General features: G+C 65.0%; 18 protein-coding genes. 2 read left to right on the top strand and 16 right to left on the bottom strand.

Annotated features, from left to right (window positions below):
- Positions 1–21 precede the first annotated feature (21 nt).
- Positions 22–357, top strand: a complete 336-nt coding sequence (locus ACODS5_RS19000; protein ID WP_023632783.1) for a YbaB/EbfC family nucleoid-associated protein — start codon at positions 22–24, stop codon at positions 355–357.
- An 89-nt stretch (positions 358–446) separates the two neighbouring features.
- A complete protein-coding gene (recR, locus tag ACODS5_RS18995) occupies positions 447–1,049 on the top strand; it encodes a recombination mediator RecR (protein WP_134693543.1) in 603 nt (200 codons plus the stop codon).
- 90 nt (positions 1,050–1,139) lie between these two features.
- Here the strand turns inward: recR and ACODS5_RS18990 are convergent, their stop codons facing one another.
- The 16 genes from ACODS5_RS18990 to ccoN (ACODS5_RS18915) all read right to left on the bottom strand — a co-directional run bounded on the left by ACODS5_RS18990 (position 1,140) and on the right by ccoN (ACODS5_RS18915) (position 16,771).
- Positions 1,140–1,688 (bottom strand): adenine phosphoribosyltransferase, encoded by a 549-nt coding sequence (locus ACODS5_RS18990; protein ID WP_028692867.1) that lies wholly within the window; start codon positions 1,686–1,688, stop codon positions 1,140–1,142.
- A gap of 54 nt (positions 1,689–1,742) precedes the next feature.
- A complete protein-coding gene (fnrA, locus tag ACODS5_RS18985) occupies positions 1,743–2,477 on the bottom strand; it encodes a Crp/Fnr family transcriptional regulator FnrA (protein ID WP_023630845.1) in 735 nt (244 codons plus the stop codon).
- A 187-nt stretch (positions 2,478–2,664) separates the two neighbouring features.
- The gene (gene hemN / locus ACODS5_RS18980; protein WP_134693544.1) at positions 2,665–4,047 is read right to left on the bottom strand and encodes an oxygen-independent coproporphyrinogen III oxidase; all 1,383 of its coding nucleotides are present in this window, start codon (positions 4,045–4,047) and stop codon (positions 2,665–2,667) included.
- A 97-nt stretch (positions 4,048–4,144) separates the two neighbouring features.
- Positions 4,145–4,828 (bottom strand): sulfite exporter TauE/SafE family protein, encoded by a 684-nt coding sequence (locus ACODS5_RS18975; RefSeq protein ID WP_489109388.1) that lies wholly within the window; start codon positions 4,826–4,828, stop codon positions 4,145–4,147.
- Positions 4,821–5,033, bottom strand: a complete 213-nt coding sequence (ccoS, locus tag ACODS5_RS18970) for a cbb3-type cytochrome oxidase assembly protein CcoS (protein ID WP_134693546.1) — start codon at positions 5,031–5,033, stop codon at positions 4,821–4,823. Before ccoS ends, ACODS5_RS18975 begins: the two co-directional genes overlap by 8 nt.
- Positions 5,015–7,474 (bottom strand): heavy metal translocating P-type ATPase, encoded by a 2,460-nt coding sequence (locus ACODS5_RS18965; RefSeq protein WP_489109387.1) that lies wholly within the window; start codon positions 7,472–7,474, stop codon positions 5,015–5,017. Before ACODS5_RS18965 ends, ccoS begins: the two co-directional genes overlap by 19 nt.
- Positions 7,475–7,622: 148 nt before the next feature.
- Complete coding sequence (locus ACODS5_RS18960; protein ID WP_134693548.1) at positions 7,623–8,153, bottom strand: FixH family protein; 531 nt, start codon at positions 8,151–8,153, stop codon at positions 7,623–7,625.
- Between the two features lie 15 nt (positions 8,154–8,168).
- Positions 8,169–9,584 (bottom strand): cytochrome c oxidase accessory protein CcoG, encoded by a 1,416-nt coding sequence (gene ccoG, locus ACODS5_RS18955; protein WP_134693549.1) that lies wholly within the window; start codon positions 9,582–9,584, stop codon positions 8,169–8,171.
- Positions 9,585–9,883: 299 nt separating this feature from the next.
- The gene (gene ccoP, locus ACODS5_RS18950; protein WP_134693550.1) at positions 9,884–10,867 is read right to left on the bottom strand and encodes a cytochrome-c oxidase, cbb3-type subunit III; all 984 of its coding nucleotides are present in this window, start codon (positions 10,865–10,867) and stop codon (positions 9,884–9,886) included.
- Positions 10,864–11,055 (bottom strand): cbb3-type cytochrome oxidase subunit 3, encoded by a 192-nt coding sequence (locus ACODS5_RS18945; protein WP_134693554.1) that lies wholly within the window; start codon positions 11,053–11,055, stop codon positions 10,864–10,866. Before ACODS5_RS18945 ends, ccoP (ACODS5_RS18950) begins: the two co-directional genes overlap by 4 nt.
- Before the next feature lie 5 nt (positions 11,056–11,060).
- Complete coding sequence (ccoO, locus tag ACODS5_RS18940) at positions 11,061–11,669, bottom strand: cytochrome-c oxidase, cbb3-type subunit II (RefSeq protein WP_134693551.1); 609 nt, start codon at positions 11,667–11,669, stop codon at positions 11,061–11,063.
- Positions 11,669–13,111 carry a cytochrome-c oxidase, cbb3-type subunit I gene (gene ccoN / locus ACODS5_RS18935; RefSeq protein WP_134693552.1) on the bottom strand — a complete coding sequence of 481 codons (1,443 nt, stop codon included), beginning with the start codon at positions 13,109–13,111 and terminating at the stop codon, positions 11,669–11,671. The genes ccoO (ACODS5_RS18940) and ccoN (ACODS5_RS18935) overlap by 1 nt, the downstream gene beginning before the upstream one ends.
- A 478-nt stretch (positions 13,112–13,589) precedes the next feature.
- Entirely contained in the window at positions 13,590–14,531 is a 942-nt protein-coding gene (ccoP, locus tag ACODS5_RS18930; protein WP_489109386.1) for a cytochrome-c oxidase, cbb3-type subunit III, read from the bottom strand.
- Positions 14,528–14,719, bottom strand: coding sequence for a cbb3-type cytochrome oxidase subunit 3 (locus ACODS5_RS18925; protein ID WP_134691797.1), 192 nt, complete (start codon positions 14,717–14,719; stop codon positions 14,528–14,530). The genes ccoP (ACODS5_RS18930) and ACODS5_RS18925 overlap by 4 nt, the downstream gene beginning before the upstream one ends.
- A gap of 5 nt (positions 14,720–14,724) precedes the next feature.
- The gene (gene ccoO / locus ACODS5_RS18920; protein ID WP_038705714.1) at positions 14,725–15,333 is read right to left on the bottom strand and encodes a cytochrome-c oxidase, cbb3-type subunit II; all 609 of its coding nucleotides are present in this window, start codon (positions 15,331–15,333) and stop codon (positions 14,725–14,727) included.
- A gap of 13 nt (positions 15,334–15,346) precedes the next feature.
- Positions 15,347–16,771 carry a cytochrome-c oxidase, cbb3-type subunit I gene (gene ccoN / locus ACODS5_RS18915; RefSeq protein ID WP_050706570.1) on the bottom strand — a complete coding sequence of 475 codons (1,425 nt, stop codon included), beginning with the start codon at positions 16,769–16,771 and terminating at the stop codon, positions 15,347–15,349.
- Between the last annotated feature and the right edge of the window lie 22 nt (positions 16,772–16,793).

Here is a 16,793-nt window from a genome sequence, read left to right as displayed (position 1 = left end):
GACCCAATCGAGGTACACCCCATGATGAAAGGTGGCATGGCCGGCCTGATGAAGCAGGCCCAGCAGATGCAGGAAAAGATGCAGAAAATGCAGGAAGAACTGGCCAATGCGGAAGTCACCGGCCAGTCCGGTGGCGGTCTGGTCAGCGTGGTGATGACCGGTCGTCACGACGTCAAGCGCGTCAGCATCGACCAGAGCCTGATGTCGACCGACGCTGACGACAAGGAAGTGCTCGAGGACCTGATCGCCGCGGCCCTGAACGACGCCGTGCGCAAGATCGAGCAGAGCAGCCAGGAGAAGATGGGCGGTATGACCGCCGGCATGCAGCTGCCGCCTGGTTTCAAGATGCCGTTCTGATCGACGGCTTGCGTCATTAAGGGGAGCAACGGCCCAGCGGTCGTTGCTCCCTTGTTCATTCTGATTCCTGAATTGGCAGGCCCGCACACATGAGCTTCAGCCCCTTGATCCGCCAACTGATCGACGCCCTGCGCATCCTGCCCGGCGTTGGCCAGAAAACCGCCCAGCGCATGGCCCTGCAGCTGCTCGAACGCGACCGCAGCGGCGGCGCGCGCCTGGCCCAGGCCCTGAGCCAGGCCATGGACGGCGTCGGTCATTGCCGCCAGTGCCGCACCCTGACCGAGCAGGAACTGTGCCCGCAATGCGCCGACCCGCGCCGCGACGACACGCAGTTGTGCGTGGTCGAAGGGCCGATGGATGTCTATGCGGTGGAGCAGACCGGCTACCGCGGTCGCTATTTCGTGCTCAAGGGGCACCTGTCGCCGCTTGACGGCCTGGGCCCTGATGCCATTGGCATTCCGCAGCTGATGGCGCGGATCGAGGAGCAGGGCACCTTCAGCGAGGTGATCCTGGCGACCAATCCGACAGTGGAAGGGGAAGCGACGGCGCATTACATTGCCCAACTGCTGACCGAGAAAGGCCTGGCGGCCACGCGCATCGCCCATGGCGTACCCTTGGGCGGCGAGCTGGAGCTGGTCGATGGCGGGACCCTTGCCCACGCCTTCGCCGGGCGTCGGCCAATTTCTCTGTAGGTCTTGCAAGGCATCGCGGGGCAGGCCCGCTCCCGCGCGGGTCAATACGCCTGGGAGCGGGCTTGCCCCGCGATCATTTCGGACGCGAACTCAGTATTCGCTTAGGGAAAACTCGGTCAGGCAGAAGGTCGGCACCCCGGCCGCCTGCAAGCGACGCGATCCTTCCAGCTCCGGCAGGTCGATGATCGCCGCCGCCTCGAATACCTGGGCGCCCGTGCGGCGCACCAGGTTGGCCGCGGCCAGCAGGGTGCCGCCGGTGGCGATCAAGTCATCGAAGATTAGCACCGAGTCCCCTTCGCAAAGGCTGTCGGCGTGGACTTCCAGGAAGGCCTCGCCGTATTCGGTCTGGTAGCCTTCGCTCAGCACGTCGGCCGGCAGTTTGCCTTGCTTGCGGAACAGGATCAGCGGCTTGTTCAACTGGTGGGCGATGATCGAGCCGATCAGGAAGCCCCGCGCGTCCATGGCGCCGATGTGGCTGAACTCGGCCTCGACATAGCGCTCGATGAACTGGTCGGCGACATAGCGCAGCCCGCGCGGCGACTGGAACAGCGGGGTGATGTCGCGGAAGATCACGCCCGGCTTGGGGAAGTCCACTACCGGGCGGATCAAGGCTTTGAGGTCGAAGGTGTCGCTGTGCATGGGACGGGTATCCTGGAAAAACCAAGGCGCCAGTATACCCTGTTCACACCAGGATCAGACCTCGAGCGCGCCACCGGCCAGTGCGCACAGCTGGATCGGATCGAGAATATGCACTTCCTTGCCTTCGGCCTTGAGCAAGCCATTTTGCTGGAAGCGGGTGAATACGCGGGACACGGTTTCCACGGCCAGGCCCAGGTAGTTACCGATCTCGTTGCGCGACATGCTCAGGCGGAACTGGTTGGCCGAGTAGCCGCGGGCGCGGAAGCGCGCGGACAGGTTGACCAGGAAGGTGGCGATGCGCTCGTCGGCGGTTTTTTTCGACAGCAGCAGCATCATCTGCTGGTCGTCGCGGATTTCGCGACTCATCACCCGCATCAGTTGGCGACGCAGTTGTGGCAGCTGCACCGACAGTTCATCGAGGCGCTCGAACGGGATCTCGCACACCGAGGTGGTTTCCTGGGCCTGGGCCGACACCGGATAGGCCTCGGTGTCCATGCCGGACAGACCGACCAGCTCGCTGGGCAGGTGGAAGCCGGTGATCTGCTCTTCGCCGCTGTCGCTGAGGCTGAACGTCTTGAGGGCGCCGGAACGTACTGCGTAGACCGAGCCGAAATTGTCACCCTGGCGGAACAGGAACTCGCCTTTCTTCAGTGGGCGGCCGCGTTTGACGATTTCATCCAGTGCATCCATGTCTTCCAGGTTCAGGGACAGGGGCAGGCACAGGGGGGCCAGGCTGCAATCCTTGCAGTGGGCCTGGTTGTGTGGGCGCAGTTTTACTGGCTCGGACATTTCTTTCGATCCTTGTGGGAAAGCACACATAAGCCGTAAGGATAACCCGTGGCATGGGCTGTAGGCCAGCATGCGCTTTTTTGGTGCGCGCCGGCTCCGGTCCGGTGGGGTGTTCCGGTACCGTACAACTGTCCATAGTGTGCCTCGAAAGGCCCGCTGTCCATGCGGTGAAACGCCTCAATAACCCTCAGATCACCCGTGAAAAACGTTGGCGGTTCTGCTGCGCCAGGTAGGCATCGAAGACCATGCATACCGAGCGTGCCAGCAGGCGCCCGGCCGGCAGGATGCGTATGCCCTGGGCGTCCAGGGTGATCAGGCCGTCGCGCTGCATGGCCTGCAACTGCGGCCAGAGATCGTTGAAGTAGCCGCGAAAATCAATGGTGAACGCCCGCTCGATTGGCTCGAAGTCCAGCTCGAAGTGGCAGATCAGTTGCTGGATGACGGCCCGGCGCAAGCGATCGTCCTGGTTGCACAGCAGGCCGCGCTGGGTCGCCAGCTGGGCGGTGGAAAGGGTGTCCTGGTAAGTGTTGAGGTCGCTGCTGTTCTGGCAGTAGAGGTCGCCGATCTGGCTGATCGCCGACACGCCCAGGCCGATCAGGTCGCAATGGCCGTGGGTGGTGTAGCCCTGGAAGTTGCGTTGCAGGGTGCCTTCTTCCTGGGCGATGGCCAGTTCGTCGTCAGGCAGGGCGAAGTGGTCCATGCCGATGTAGCGGTAGCCAGCGGCGGTCAGTTGGTCGATGGTGGCGTGCAGCATTTCCAGCTTGGCCGCGGGTGCCGGCAGATCGTTGCTGTCGATGCGCCGCTGGGGCATGAAACGTTCGGGCAGGTGCGCGTAGTTGAATACCGACAAACGGTCGGGCTGCAGGCGGATGACTTCCTCGACGGTCCGGGCGAAACCTTCCGGGGTCTGCTTGGGCAGGCCGTAGATCAGGTCGAGGTTGATCGAGCGGAACTGCAAGGTGCGCGCTGCCTCGATCAGGGTGCGGGTCTGCTCCAGGCTTTGCAGGCGGTTGACCGCGCGCTGCACGGCTGGGTCAAGGTCCTGCACGCCGAGGCTGACGCGGTTGAAGCCCAGTTCGCGCAACAGGCCCATGGTCGACCAATCGGCCTCGCGCGGGTCGATCTCGATGCCGTAGTCGCCGGAGTCGTCGTCCAGCAGGTTGAAGTGCTGGCGCAGGGTGGCCATCAGCTGGCGCAGTTCCACATGGCTGAGGAAGGTCGGCGTGCCACCGCCGAAGTGCAGCTGTTCAACAACTTGTTTAGGGTCGAGGTGGCAGGCGATCAGCTGGACTTCCTGCTCCAGGCGTTGCAGGTAGGGCGCGGCGCGGCCGCGATCCTTGGTGATGACCTTGTTGCAGGCGCAGTAGTAGCAAATATTGGCGCAGAACGGCACGTGCACGTACAGCGACAGCGGACGGGTGGCGCGACGGCTCTCGCGCAGGGCGTGGAGCAGGTCGAACGAGCCCACTTCGCCGTGCAGTTGCACGGCGGTCGGATAGGAGGTGTAGCGTGGCCCGGCCAGATCGTAGCGACGAATCAGGTCGGCGTCCCAACGTAGGTCGTCGAGCATGTGGGTGGTCCCCGGATAGAGCTGCAGTGTCCGGAGTCTAGGGGCGTCTGTAGGAATCTGTGTTGATTTGTATCAAGGGCAGTTGGCAGCCCTGTGATCAGTGCCCCATCAGCCAGTGCTGATGCGGCCCGGGCAGGGTCCACAAGCCGAACAGAATCACCAGTACGCCCCCGGCCATGCGCACCCCGCGCTTGCGCAGCAGTTTGCTTACGCGCTCGGCGGCCAGCCCGGTGGCCAGCAGCACCGGCCAGGTGCCGACGCCGAAGGCCAGCATCAGCGCCGCGCTGTGCAGCGCATCGCCCTGGCTGGCCGCCCACAGCAGGGTGCTGTACACCAGGCCGCAGGGCAGCCAGCCCCACAGGGCGCCAAGCAGCAGGGCGCGGGGCAGGCTGGAGACCGGCAGCAGGCGCGTGGCCAGCGGTTGCACATGGCGCCACAGCCCGCGCCCCAGTGCCTCGATGCGGGTCAGGCCGCTCCACCAGCCCGCCAGGTACAGGCCCATGGCAATCAGCAGCAATGCCGCCAGCACCCGCAGGCCGATCGCCAGCGGGCTGCTGGCCAGGGCCACCCCGGCCAGGCCCAGCAGCAGGCCGGCGCTGGCGTAACTGAGGATGCGCCCGAGGTTGTAGGCCAGCAGCAGGCGCAGGCGCTTGCCGCGTTGCTCGGGAGGGATGGCCAGGGTCAGGGCGCCCATCAGGCCACCGCACATGCCCAGGCAATGGCCGCCGCCGAGTAGGCCGAGCACCAGGGCCGAGCCAAGCAGGGGGATCAGTTCAGGCACGCGGGGCCGGTTCCTGGTCGTCAGGCTTGGCTTCGTCGTGCTTCACGGCGGCCTGGTGACGCGGGTCCTGGTCGTCGAACAGGATGCTGTGGGCCGGGCCTTCGAGGTCGTCGTACTGGCCGCTGTCCACTGCCCAGAAGAAGATGTACACGGCGACGCCGACCAACAGCAGGGCGGCGGGGATCATCACGTAGAGGGCGGGCATAGCGGTTTCCTTTCAGGCGACGGCGGCGCCTCGGCCGCGGCGGGCAGCCGGGTCAGGCGCAGGGCATTGAGCACCACGATCAGCGAGCTGACCGACATGCCGATCGCCGCCCATACCGGGGTGATCCAGCCGAGCGCGGCGAACGGCAGCATGAGGCCATTGTACAGGGTCGCCCAGAGCAGGTTCTCGACAATGTTGCGGCGGGTGCGCCGGGCCAGGTCGAAGGCCTGCACCAGCGCTTGCAGGCGGTTGGACAGCAGCACCGCGTCCGCGCTGGTCTTGGCAAGGTCGGTGGCGCTGCCCATGGCGATGCTGATGTCGGCGGCGGCCAGCACCGGCACATCGTTGACTCCGTCGCCCAGCATCAGCACCTTGCGACCCTCTGCCTGCAGGGCTTTCAGGTGGGCGAGCTTGTCGTCCGGGCGCAGGCCGCCGACGGCCTGGTCGATGCCCAGTTGCGCGGCCACCTCGGCGACCATTGGCGAGCTGTCGCCGGACAGCAGCAGGGTCTGCCAGCCACGCGCCTTGCAGGCGGTCACCAGGTCGGCGGCATCGTCGCGCAGGCGGTCGTCCAGGGCGAACCAGGCCAGTGGCCCCTGACGATCGCCCAGCAGCAGCCATTGGCCGCGCGGTTCGGGTACGGCGGGCACCTCGGCACCGCTCAGGGCGCAGACGAAGGTGGCCTGGCCAATGCGCAGGCGCTGGCCGTCCATGTCACCTTCCAGGCCCAGCCCCGGCACCGCATTGACCCCCTCGGCGGGCCGCGCGGCGCGGCCGAAGGCGCGGGCGATCGGGTGTTCGGAGCGGTTCTCCAGGGCGGCGGCCAGGGCCAGGCAGCTGTCGCTGTCCAGGCGCCCCAGCGGGCGCACGCTACGCAGTGCCAGGCGGCCTTCGGTGAGGGTGCCGGTTTTGTCGAAAATCACTGTGTCGATCTGGTTCATGCCCTCCAGCACGTGGCCACGGGTCACCAGCAGGCCTAGTTTGTGCAGGGTGCCGGTGGCGGCGGTGAGGGCGGTCGGGGTGGCCAGCGACAGTGCGCATGGGCAGGTGGCGACCAGCATGGCCAGGACGATCCAGAACGCCCGGGGCGCATCGAGTTGCCACCACGCCAGGCCGATGAGCGCCGCCGCCACCAGGGTGAACAGCAGAAACCACTGCGAGGCGCGGTCGGCGATCTCGGCCAGGCGCGGTTTTTCCGACTGGGCGCGTTCGAGCAGGCGCACGATGGCCGACAGTCGCGAGTCATGGCCCAGGGCCTGGACTTCCACTGTGAGCGAGCTTTCGACGTTGAGAGTGCCGCCGGTGACGCGGTCGCCGGCCTGGCGAGGCAAAGGCAGGTATTCGCCGGTCAGCAGCGACTCATCGACGCTGGAGCGACCGTCGACGATGCGCCCGTCGGCGGGTATCACCGCGCCGGGCAGCACCTGCACGCGGTCGCCGCACTGCAACTCGCCGAGCAGGATGCGTTCGGCCTGGCCGTCGGTCGTCACCCGCAGACACGAGGCCGGCAGCAGGTTGACCAACTGCGCGGTGGCTGCCGCGGTGCGTTCGCGGGCGCGGCGTTCGAGGTAGCGCCCGGTGAGCAGGAACAGCGCGAACATGCCCACGGTATCGAAGTACAGCTCGCCACTGCCGGTGATCGCGGTCCAGATGCCGGCGCAGTAGGCCAGGGCGATGGCCAGTGACACCGAGACATCCATGGTCAGGTGGCGGGTGCGCAGGTCGCGGGCGGCGCCCTTGAAGAACGGCGCACAGCTGTAGAACACGATGGGGGTGGTGAGGAACAGCGCGACCCAGCGCAGGATGGTGTGCATCTCTGGCGACAGGTCGATGTTGAATTCCGGCCAGGTGGCCATGGTCGCCATCATCGCCTGGAACCACAGCAGGCCGGCCACGCCGAGGCGGCGCAGGGCGCCGCGGTTTTCCCGGGCCAGCTGTTCGGCAGCCTGGTCGGGCTGGTAGGGGTGGGCGGCGTAGCCGATCTGGCGCAGCTCGGCGAGCAGCCTGGACAGTGGCAACTGGCTGTCGGCCCAGGTGACCAGCAGGCGGTGGTTGGACAGGTTCAGGCGGGCTTCGGCGACGCCGGGCAGGTTGCGCAGGTGCTTCTCGATCAGCCAGCCACAAGCAGCGCAACTGATGCCTTCGACCAGCAGCGTGGCTTCGGCCAGTTCGCCCTCGTGACGGACGAAGTTGCGTTGCACGTCGTCGCGGTCGTACAGCGCCAGTTCATCCTGCAGTTGGCGCGGCAGGGCCTCGGGGTTGGCGCTGGTGTCGCTGCGGTGCTGGTAGTAGTGCTCCAGGCCCCCGGCGACGATGGACTCGGCCACCGCCTGGCAGCCAGGGCAGCAGAATGCCCGCGGCGCGCCGAGCACCACGGCGGTGAAGCGGCTGCCGGCGGGGACGGGCAGGGCGCAGTGGTAGCAGGGGGTGGGTTGGGTCATTTTGGTGCGGTCTAGTATTTTGAGATTGTCGGGGCCGCTTTGCAGCCCTTTCGCGACACAAGGCCGCTCCTACAGGGGATCGCGTGTCCCTGTAGGAGCGGCCTTGTGTCGCGAAAGGGGCGCAAGGCGCCCCCAGCGGTACGGCGACTCATTGCTGATGCTCGGCACCTTGCAACGCCTCGTCCCCCAGCTGCAAGGTCACCCCATGCTCGACCTTCTCTTCCTCGAACAGCCGCCACACATGGTCGTCCTGGCTGCCCAGCAATTCGACGAAGCGCCGCCCCTGGACCTTGTCGTCGAGTTGGCCGACATAGCGCCCCGGTTCGCTGCGCGCCAGCGGGACCTTGCGGTCCTTGTCCGGCTGGGTCGGCGAGATCAGGTTCAGTTCCAGCGTCTGCGGGTCGCTGTTGCCGGTCAGGCGCACTTCGACCTCGCCGGTCAGCTCGTCCAGGTGCACGCTGGCCTTGAGGTTGAGGGCCTGGGCCAGCAGTTCGCGGTCCAGCGAGCGGTTGATGCCCTTGCCGGCCTCGTAGTAGTTGTCGTTGACCAGGTTGTCCGGGTTGCGCACAGCGATGCTGACCATGGTCAGGCTCAGGCACACCGAGGTGGCCAGGATACCGATGATGATCCAGGGCCAGAGGTGCTTGTACCAGGGGCTGGCGGCGGTGGCGGCAGGCATTGTCGAAATTCTCTCTCAGCGGATCTGTGGGCCGATGAAGCGGCTCTTGGCTTCAACCTGGCTGGCACCGTCGTCGGCGTCCTTGAGGATGAAGGTGATTTCGTTGGTGGTCGAGGGCAGTTGCTCCGGAGCGACCGATAATTGCACCGGCAGGGTGACGATGTCGCCGGCGCTGACGCGAATCTCGCGCAGGCCTTCGAGCTTGAGGTCCGGCAGGCCGGCGGCGTCGAGCACGTATACGTGGTCGCGCTGGTCCTTGTTCATCACCTTGAGGCTGTACACGTTCTCGATCCGCCCTTGGGCGTTCTCACGGTACAGTACGCGGTCCTTGGCCACGTCGAAGCCGACCAGCGAGCGGGTGGCGAAGGCGGTGGCCAGGGCGCCGATCATCACCAGCAGTACCAGGGCGTAGCCGATCAGGCGCGGGCGCAGCATGTGGGTCTTCTGCCCGGACAAGTTGTGCTCGGTGGTGTAGCTGATCAGGCCCTTGGGGTAGTTCATCTTGTCCATGATCGCGTCGCAGGCGTCGATACACGCGGCGCAGCCGATGCACTCGATCTGCAGGCCGTCACGGATGTCGATGCCGGTCGGGCAGACCTGCACGCACATGGTGCAGTCGATGCAGTCGCCCAGGCCCTTGGCCTTGTAGTCCATGTCCTTTTTACGCGGGCCACGGGTTTCGCCGCGGCGCGGGTCATAGGAGACGATCAGGGTGTCCTTGTCGAACATCACGCTCTGGAAGCGCGCGTAGGGGCACATGTACACGCACACCTGCTCGCGCAGCCAGCCGGCGTTGCCGTAGGTGGCCAGGGTGAAGAAGCCGACCCAGAAATAGGCCCAGCCGTCGGCCTGCCCGGTGAAGAACTCGAAGACCAGTTCGCGCACCGGGGTGAAGTAGCCGACGAAGGTCATGCCGGTGACGAAGCCGATCAGCAGCCACAGGCTGTGCTTGGTGAACTTGCGCAGGAACTTGTTGGCGCTCATGGGCTGCTTGTCCAGCTTCATGCGCTGGTTGCGATCGCCCTCGGTGACCTTCTCGCACCACATGAACACCCAGGTCCACACGCTCTGCGGGCAGGTGTAGCCGCACCAGACCCGGCCGGCGTACACGGTGATGAAGAACAGGCCGAAGGCGGCGACGATCAGGATGCCCGAAAGCAGGATGAAGTCCTGCGGCCAGATGGTGGCGCCGAAGATGTAGAACTTGCGCTCGGGCAGGTCCCACCATACGGCCTGGCGGCCGCCCCAGCTCAGCCAGACAGTACCGAAATACAGCAGGAACAGCACCGCGCCGCCGACCATCCGCAACCTGCGGAAGATGCCGGTGAAGGCGCGGGTGTAGATTTTTTCGCGCGAGGCGTAGAGATCGACGGAATCCTTCCCTTTGTTGGCAGGCGGGGTGACGTCATGTACCGGAATTTGCTTGCTCATCATCAAGTCCCACGGCAGTGGAGAAATGCCGCGACCAGTGCTTGCCGGCCGCAGTCTCGCGCGTTCTGCTAGCGCTCTGCGGCCCATGATACGCCTGTGATGGCGCGCGCGGGTCGTGCTGCGACACTTAGTCGCGTTGGGTTCTCGGCGTGAATCGTGTTATGGCGAGTGTCAATTGATCCAGGTCAGTCGCGGCTGTTTTTGCTGGCGCTGAAACAGCCGTGGGAGCGGGGTTGCCTCGCGATGGTGGCGTCAGCCTGGCGACCATCGCGGGGCAAGCCCGCTCCCACGGTTGCGCATCACTCGGTTTGTGGGGCCTGCTGTTGTTCCTGGTGCGACAGGCTGTAGACATAGGCCGCCAGCAGGTGGACCTTGTCGTTGCCCTGCATCTGCGCCTGGGCCGGCATCTGGCCTTGGCGGCCATAGCGGATGGTCTGTTGCAGTTGGGCGAAGCTCGAGCCGTAGATGAACGCCTGCGGGTGGGTCAGGTTGGGCGCGCCCATGGCCGGGGTGCCCTTGCCTTCGGGGCCGTGGCAGGCCACGCAGTTGCTGGCGAAGATCTGCTGGCCCTTGACCGGATCGGCCTTGGCGTCTTCGGGCAGCTTGCGGCCATCGAGGTTGCTCAGCACGAAGGCGGCCACGTCGGCCACGCCCTGCTCGCCAATCACCGTGGCCCAGCCCGGCATCACCCCGTGGCGACCATTCATGATGGTGGTCTTGATGGTCTCTGGTTCACCGCCCCAGCGCCAGTCGTTGTCGGTCAGGTTGGGGAAGCCGTAGGCGCCGCGGGCGTCGGAGCCGTGGCACACCGAGCAGTTGGAGGCGAACAGTCGCGCGCCCATCTTCAGCGCCTGTGGATCCTTGGCCACTTCCTCCAGCGGCATGGCGGCGAACCTGGCGAAGATCGGCCCGAAGCGGGCGTCGGCCTTGGCCATCTCCTTTTCCCACTCGTGCACGCCGGTCCAACCGGCCTGGCCGTTGCTGAACTCGGTCTGCTTGTCGTTATCCAGGTAGGCGTAGCCCGGCAAGATGCCTTTCCAGTTACCCAGGCCGGGGTAGAGCACCAGGTAGCCGAGGGCGAAGACGACGGTGCCGACGAACAGCCAGAACCACCATTTCGGCAGCGGGTTGTCGTACTCCTCGATGCCGTCGAAGGCGTGGCCGACGGTTTCGTCGGTGATTTCCTCGCGCTGGCCCTTGCGGGTCGACAGCAGCAGCCAGGTCAAGGCGAAGATGGTGCCCAGGGTCAGGACGCTGACGTACAGACTCCAGAAGGTTGTCATTGTTGTTTGCTCCCAGAAGCTCGTGCTTGCTCGAGGTGCCGGATGGCCTCGGGATCGTCGGCGAACGGCAATTGCGTCGCTTCATCGAAATCCTTCTTGCGCCGTGGGCTGAACACCCACAACGCCAGGCCCACGAAGGCCACCAGCACCAGCGCGGTGCCCAGACCGCGAATCATCCCGATATCCATCATGCTCACCGTTTGCTCTTGATGAGGGTGCCAAGGCCTTGCAGGTACGCCACGATGGCGTCCATCTCGGTCTTGCCCTTGACTGCGTCCTTGGCACCGGCGATGTCTTCGTCGGTGTAGGGCACGCCAAGCGTGCGCAGCACTTCCATCTTCTTCGCGGTGTCCTTGCCGTCGAGCTTGTGCTCGACCAGCCAGGGGTAGGACGGCATCTTCGACTCCGGTACCACGTTGCGCGGGTTGTACAGGTGCGCGCGGTGCCAGTCGTCCGAGTAGCGGCCGCCGACGCGGGCCAGGTCCGGCCCGGTGCGCTTGGAACCCCACAGGAACGGGTGGTCCCACACGCTCTCGCCGGCCACCGAGTAGTGGCCGTAGCGTTCGGTTTCGGCGCGGAACGGGCGAATCATCTGCGAGTGGCAGCCTACGCAGCCTTCGCGGATGTAGATGTCGCGGCCCTCGAGCTCCAGCGCGGTGCGCGGCTTCATGCCTTCGACCGGTTTGTTGGTGACGTCCTGGAAAAACAGCGGGACGATTTGCGTAAGGCCACCGATGCTCACCGCGATGACCATGAAGAAGGCCATCAGGCCAATGTTCTTCTCGACTGCTTCGTGCTTCATCAGTGCGCTCCCACGACGACGATCTTGGCGGCTTCCTCAGCCTGTACCGGGTTGGCGGCGCGGACAGTGCGGAACACGTTGTAGGCCATCAGCAGCATGCCGGAGGCGAAGAACGCACCGCCCAGGGCGCGGACGATGAAGCCAGGGTGGCTGGCCTGCAGGGCTTCGACGAAGGAGTAGGTGAGGGTGCCGTCGTCGTTGATGGCGCGCCACATCAGGCCCTGGGTGATGCCGTTGACCCACATCGAGGCGATGTACAGCACGGTGCCGATGGTAGCCAGCCAGAAATGCGCGTTGATCAGGCCGATGCTGTGCATCTGCTCGCGGCCATAGAGTTTCGGGATCATGTGGTAGACCGCGCCGATGGAGATCATCGCCACCCAGCCGAGGGCGCCGGCGTGGACGTGGCCGATGGTCCAGTCGGTGTAGTGCGACAGCGAGTTGACCGTCTTGATGGCCATCATCGGGCCTTCGAAGGTGGACATGCCGTAGAACGCCAGCGACACCACCAGGAAGCGCAGGATCGGGTCGGTGCGCAGCTTATGCCAGGCGCCGGACAGGGTCATCATGCCGTTGATCATGCCGCCCCAGCTCGGTGCCAGGAGGATGATCGACATCACCATGCCCAGCGACTGCGCCCAATCGGGCAGGGCGGTGTAGTGCAGGTGGTGGGGGCCGGCCCAGATGTACAGGGTGATCAGCGCCCAGAAGTGGACGATCGACAGGCGATAGGAATAGATCGGCCGTTCGGCCTGCTTGGGCACGAAGTAGTACATCATCCCCAGAAAGCCCGTGGTGAGGAAGAAGCCCACGGCGTTATGGCCGTACCACCACTGGATCATCGCGTCGGTGGCGCCGGCGTAGGCCGAGTACGACTTGAACAGGCTCACCGGCAGCGAGATGTGGTTGACGATGTGCAGCATCGCGGTGACCACGATGAAGGCGCCGTAGAACCAGTTGCCGACGTAGATGTGCTTGGTCTTGCGCTTGACGATGGTGCCGAAGAACACCAGGGCGTAGGTGACCCAGACGATGGCCAGGAGGATCGCCAGCGGCCACTCGAGCTCGGCGTATTCCTTGGTGGTAGTGAAGCCCATCGGCAGGGTGATCAGCGCGCCGACGATCACCGCCTGCCAGCCCCAGAAGGTGAAGGCGGCCATGCTGTCGGAGATCAGGCGGGTCTGGCAGGTGCGCTGCACCACGTAGTAGCTGGTGCCGAACAGGGCACAGCCGCCGAAGGCGAAGATCACCAGGTTGGTGTGCAGTGGGCGCAGGCGGCCGAAGCTCGTCCATGGCAGGTCCAGGTTGAGCTGGGGCCATACCAGTTGCGAGGCGATGAAGACGCCGAGCCCCATGCCAAGGATCCCCCAGACCACCGTCATGATGGCGAACTGGCGGACGACCTTATAGTTATAAGCAGTCGGACTGATTGCAGTGCTCATTCTAAGGTTCCACGGTTTGGGTGTTCTTGTTGGTTGGTAAATCGGCGCCAGTATCGATAACCACCAGGGTTATGGCAACGCAAGGGATCGGGCGCCGACCCGTGTCCAGACCCGTTTCGCCACCGTCCCGTGGCGTTGGGGTTGAACGATTGTACACAAACAAATATTTGTAATGTGTACCGTTTTTCATATTTTTCTGATCGATCGGTCAAGCTTTTAAAGCGGGGACGGGCACGCAAGGCGTCATCCCAAAGCCGCAGGCTCGTGTGACTGGATCGCAGGCGTGGTGTCAGGCTGTGCACCACGTCTGTTCCGGTCGCTGCGAGCGGAGCCACTGTGGCAACAAGCTTAGTTGTGTTCGGAGGGGGTGCAAGGAAGGGGGGAGGGTGGGGCTGCTTTGCAGCCCTTTCGCCGGCAGGCCGGCTCCTACCTGAAGGGCGCTGGGCCCGTAGGAGCCGGCTTGCCGGCGAAGCGGGTGTTACTTGGCGGTTACGGTTTCCGCGGCTTGATCCTGCGACAGGCTATACACATAGGCCGCCAGCAGGTGGACCTTGTCATTGCCCTGGATGTCGGCCTGGGCCGGCATCTGGCCCTGACGGCCGTAACGGATGGTCTGCTGCAGTTGGGCGAAGCTCGAGCCGTAGATGAACGCCTGCGGGTGGGTCAGGTTGGGCGCGCCCATGGCCGGGGTGCCCTTGCCTTCAGGACCGTGGCAGGCCACGCAGTTGCTGGCGAAGATCTCCTTGCCCTTGACCGGGTCGGCCTTGGCGTCCGCCGGCAGCTGGCGGCCGTCGAGGTTGGTCAGCACGAAGGCTGCCACATCGGCCACGCCCTGTTCGCCGATCACCGTGGACCAGCCCGGCATGACCCCGTGGCGGCCGTTCATGATGGTGGCCTTGATGGTCTGGGCGTCACCGCCCCAGCGCCAGTCGCTGTCGGTCAGGTTGGGGAAGCCGTAGGAACCCTTGGCGTCGGAGCCGTGGCACACCGAGCAGTTGGAGGCGAACAGCCGGCTGCCCATTTTCAGCGCTTGCGGGTCCTTGGCCACTTCCTCCACTGGCATGGCGGCGTACTTGGCGAAGATCGGTCCGAACTTGGCGTCGGCCTTGTCCATCTCTTTCTGCCATTCGTCCACCTGGGTCCAGCCGTTCTCGTAGCCGGGCAGGATGCCTTTCCAGTTGCCCAGGCCCGGGTAGAGGATCAGGTAGCCGACCGAGAACACCAGGGTGCCGACGAACAGCCAGAACCACCATTTGGGCAGCGGGTTGTCGTACTCCTCGATGCCGTCGAAGCTGTGGCCCATGGTCTGGTCGGTGGTGTCGCTGCTCTGGCCCTTGCGGGTGCTGAGCAGCAGCCAGGTCAGGCCGATCAGGCTGCCGATGGTCAGTACGCTGATATACGTACTCCAGAAGGTGGTCATTGCCCGTTACTCCTCATGGCAGGTTCCTGCCCGGCAGGGGGCAGGCGGTCGTCGACGAAGGGCAGCAGGCGCGCTTCGGCGAAATCTCGGTCGCGGCGGCGGTTGAACACCCACAGTGACAAGCCGATGAAGGCAATCATCACCACCAGGGTGCCCAGGCCGCGGATCATGCCGATGTCTAGGTCCATCGCTCTCACCTCTTGTTCTTGATCGCGGTGCCGAGCACCTGCAGGTAGGCGACCAGCGCGTCCATCTCGGTCTTGCCCTTGACCGCGTCCTTGGCGCCGGCGATGTCGTCGTCGGTGTACGGCACGCCCAGGCTGCGCAGAACGCGCATCTTGACGTCGGTATGGCTGTTATCGACCTGCGAGGACACCAGCCACGGGTAAGACGGCATCTTCGACTCCGGCACCACGTTGCGCGGGTTGTACAGGTGCGCGCGGTGCCAGTCGTCCGAGTAGCGGCCGCCGACGCGGGCCAGGTCCGGCCCGGTGCGCTTGGAGCCCCACAGGAACGGGTGGTCCCACACGCTCTCGCCGGCCACCGAGTAGTGGCCGTAGCGCTCGGTCTCGGCGCGGAACGGCCGGACCATCTGCGAGTGGCAGCCCACGCAGCCTTCGCGGATGTAGATGTCGCGGCCTTCCAGTTGCAGGGCGGTGTAGGGCTTCATGCCTTCGACCGGCTTGTTGGTGACGTCCTGGAAGAACAGCGGGACGATTTGCGTAAGGCCGCCGATGCTGACGGCGAACACCATTAGCAGGGCCATCAGGCCTATGTTTTTCTCAACGACTTCGTGTTTCATCAGGCTCTACTCCTCAAGCCAGCTGGGCGTTGGCGGTGGCTTGCTCGGCAGCCGGGGCACGCACGGTGCGCCAGGTGTTCCAGGCCATCAGGAACATGCCGCTGAGGAAGATCACGCCGCCGACGAAGCGCACGACGAAGCCTGGGTGGCTGGCCACCAGGGTTTCGACGAACGAGTAGGTCAGCGTGCCGTCGCTGTTGACCGCGCGCCACATCAGGCCCTGGGCGATGCCGTTGACCCACATCGAGGCGATGTACAGCACGGTGCCGATGGTGGCCAACCAGAAGTGCGCGTTGATCAGGCCGAGGCTGTACATGCGCTCCTTGCCGAACACTTTCGGAATGGTGTGGTACAGCGCGCCGATGGAGATCATCGCCACCCAACCGAGCGCGCCGGCGTGGACGTGGCCGATGGTCCAGTCGGTGTAGTGGGACAGGGCGTTGACCGTCTTGATGGCCATCATCGGGCCTTCGAAGGTGGACATGCCGTAGAACGCCAGGGAGACGACCAGGAAGCGCAGGATCGGGTCGCTGCGCAGCTTATGCCAGGCGCCCGAGAGGGTCATCATGCCGTTGATCATGCCGCCCCAGCTTGGTGCCAGGAGGATCAGCGACATGATCATGCCCAGCGACTGCGCCCAGTCGGGCAGGGCGGTGTAGTGCAGGTGGTGGGGGCCGGCCCAGATGTACAGGGTGATCAGCGCCCAGAAGTGGACGATCGACAGGCGATACGAATACACCGGGCGTTCAGCCTGCTTGGGCACGTAGTAGTACATCATCCCCAGGAAACCGGCGGTGAGGAAGAAGCCCACGGCGTTATGGCCGTACCACCACTGCACCATGGCATCGGTGGCGCCCGCGTACAGCGAGTAGGACTTGGTCAGGCTGACCGGCACTTCCAGGTTGTTGACGATATGCAGGATCGCCACGGTCAGGATGAAGGCGCCGAAGAACCAGTTGCCCACGTAGATGTGCTTGGTGTTGCGCTTCATCAGCGTGCCGAAGAACACCACGGCATAGGCGACCCAGACGATGGTGATCAGGATGTCGATCGGCCATTCCAGTTCGGCGTATTCCTTGGTGCTGGTGTAGCCCAGTGGCAGGCTGATCGCCGCCAGCAGGATCACCAGTTGCCAGCCCCAGAAGGTGAACGCGGCCAGGCGTGGCGCGAACAGGGTGGTCTGGCAGGTGCGTTGCACCGAATAATAGGAGGTGGCGAACAGGGCACAGCCGCCGAAGGCGAAGATCACCGCGTTGGTGTGCAAGGGTCGCAGGCGGCCGAAGCTGGTCCACGGCAGGTCAAGGTTGAAGGCGGGCCAGGCGAGCTGGGCGGCAATGAAGACGCCGAGCCCCATCCCGACGATGCCCCACACCACCGTCATGATGGCGAATTGGCGGACCACCTGATAGTTGTAGGCGGTACTGCTGGTTGTGTTCATGTATGGGTTCCCATCCACGGTT

It is taken from the genome of Pseudomonas sp. FG47, from assembly GCF_057809115.1.
This window is presented reverse-complemented; position numbering and strand designations above follow the sequence as displayed.

Excerpts from the sequence above, each read along its gene's own strand:
- ACODS5_RS19000 (WP_023632783.1), top strand. The coding sequence starts at position 22 with ATGATGAAAGGTGGCATGGCCGGCCTGATGAAGCAGGCCCAGCAGATG.
- recR (WP_134693543.1), top strand. The coding sequence starts at position 447 with ATGAGCTTCAGCCCCTTGATCCGCCAACTGATCGACGCCCTGCGCATC.
- ACODS5_RS18990 (WP_028692867.1), bottom strand. The coding sequence starts at position 1,688 with ATGCACAGCGACACCTTCGACCTCAAAGCCTTGATCCGCCCGGTAGTG.
- fnrA (WP_023630845.1), bottom strand. The coding sequence starts at position 2,477 with ATGTCCGAGCCAGTAAAACTGCGCCCACACAACCAGGCCCACTGCAAG.
- hemN (WP_134693544.1), bottom strand. The coding sequence starts at position 4,047 with ATGCTCGACGACCTACGTTGGGACGCCGACCTGATTCGTCGCTACGAT.
- ccoS (WP_134693546.1), bottom strand. The coding sequence starts at position 5,033 with ATGCCCGCCCTCTACGTGATGATCCCCGCCGCCCTGCTGTTGGTCGGC.
- ACODS5_RS18965 (WP_489109387.1), bottom strand. The coding sequence starts at position 7,474 with ATGACCCAACCCACCCCCTGCTACCACTGCGCCCTGCCCGTCCCCGCC.
- ACODS5_RS18960 (WP_134693548.1), bottom strand. The coding sequence starts at position 8,153 with ATGCCTGCCGCCACCGCCGCCAGCCCCTGGTACAAGCACCTCTGGCCC.
- ccoG (WP_134693549.1), bottom strand. The coding sequence starts at position 9,584 with ATGAGCAAGCAAATTCCGGTACATGACGTCACCCCGCCTGCCAACAAA.
- ccoP (WP_134693550.1), bottom strand. The coding sequence starts at position 10,867 with ATGACAACCTTCTGGAGTCTGTACGTCAGCGTCCTGACCCTGGGCACC.
- ACODS5_RS18945 (WP_134693554.1), bottom strand. The coding sequence starts at position 11,055 with ATGGATATCGGGATGATTCGCGGTCTGGGCACCGCGCTGGTGCTGGTG.
- ccoO (WP_134693551.1), bottom strand. The coding sequence starts at position 11,669 with ATGAAGCACGAAGCAGTCGAGAAGAACATTGGCCTGATGGCCTTCTTC.
- ccoN (WP_134693552.1), bottom strand. The coding sequence starts at position 13,111 with ATGAGCACTGCAATCAGTCCGACTGCTTATAACTATAAGGTCGTCCGC.
- ccoP (WP_489109386.1), bottom strand. The coding sequence starts at position 14,531 with ATGACCACCTTCTGGAGTACGTATATCAGCGTACTGACCATCGGCAGC.
- ACODS5_RS18925 (WP_134691797.1), bottom strand. The coding sequence starts at position 14,719 with ATGGACCTAGACATCGGCATGATCCGCGGCCTGGGCACCCTGGTGGTG.
- ccoO (WP_038705714.1), bottom strand. The coding sequence starts at position 15,333 with ATGAAACACGAAGTCGTTGAGAAAAACATAGGCCTGATGGCCCTGCTA.
- ccoN (WP_050706570.1), bottom strand. The coding sequence starts at position 16,771 with ATGAACACAACCAGCAGTACCGCCTACAACTATCAGGTGGTCCGCCAA.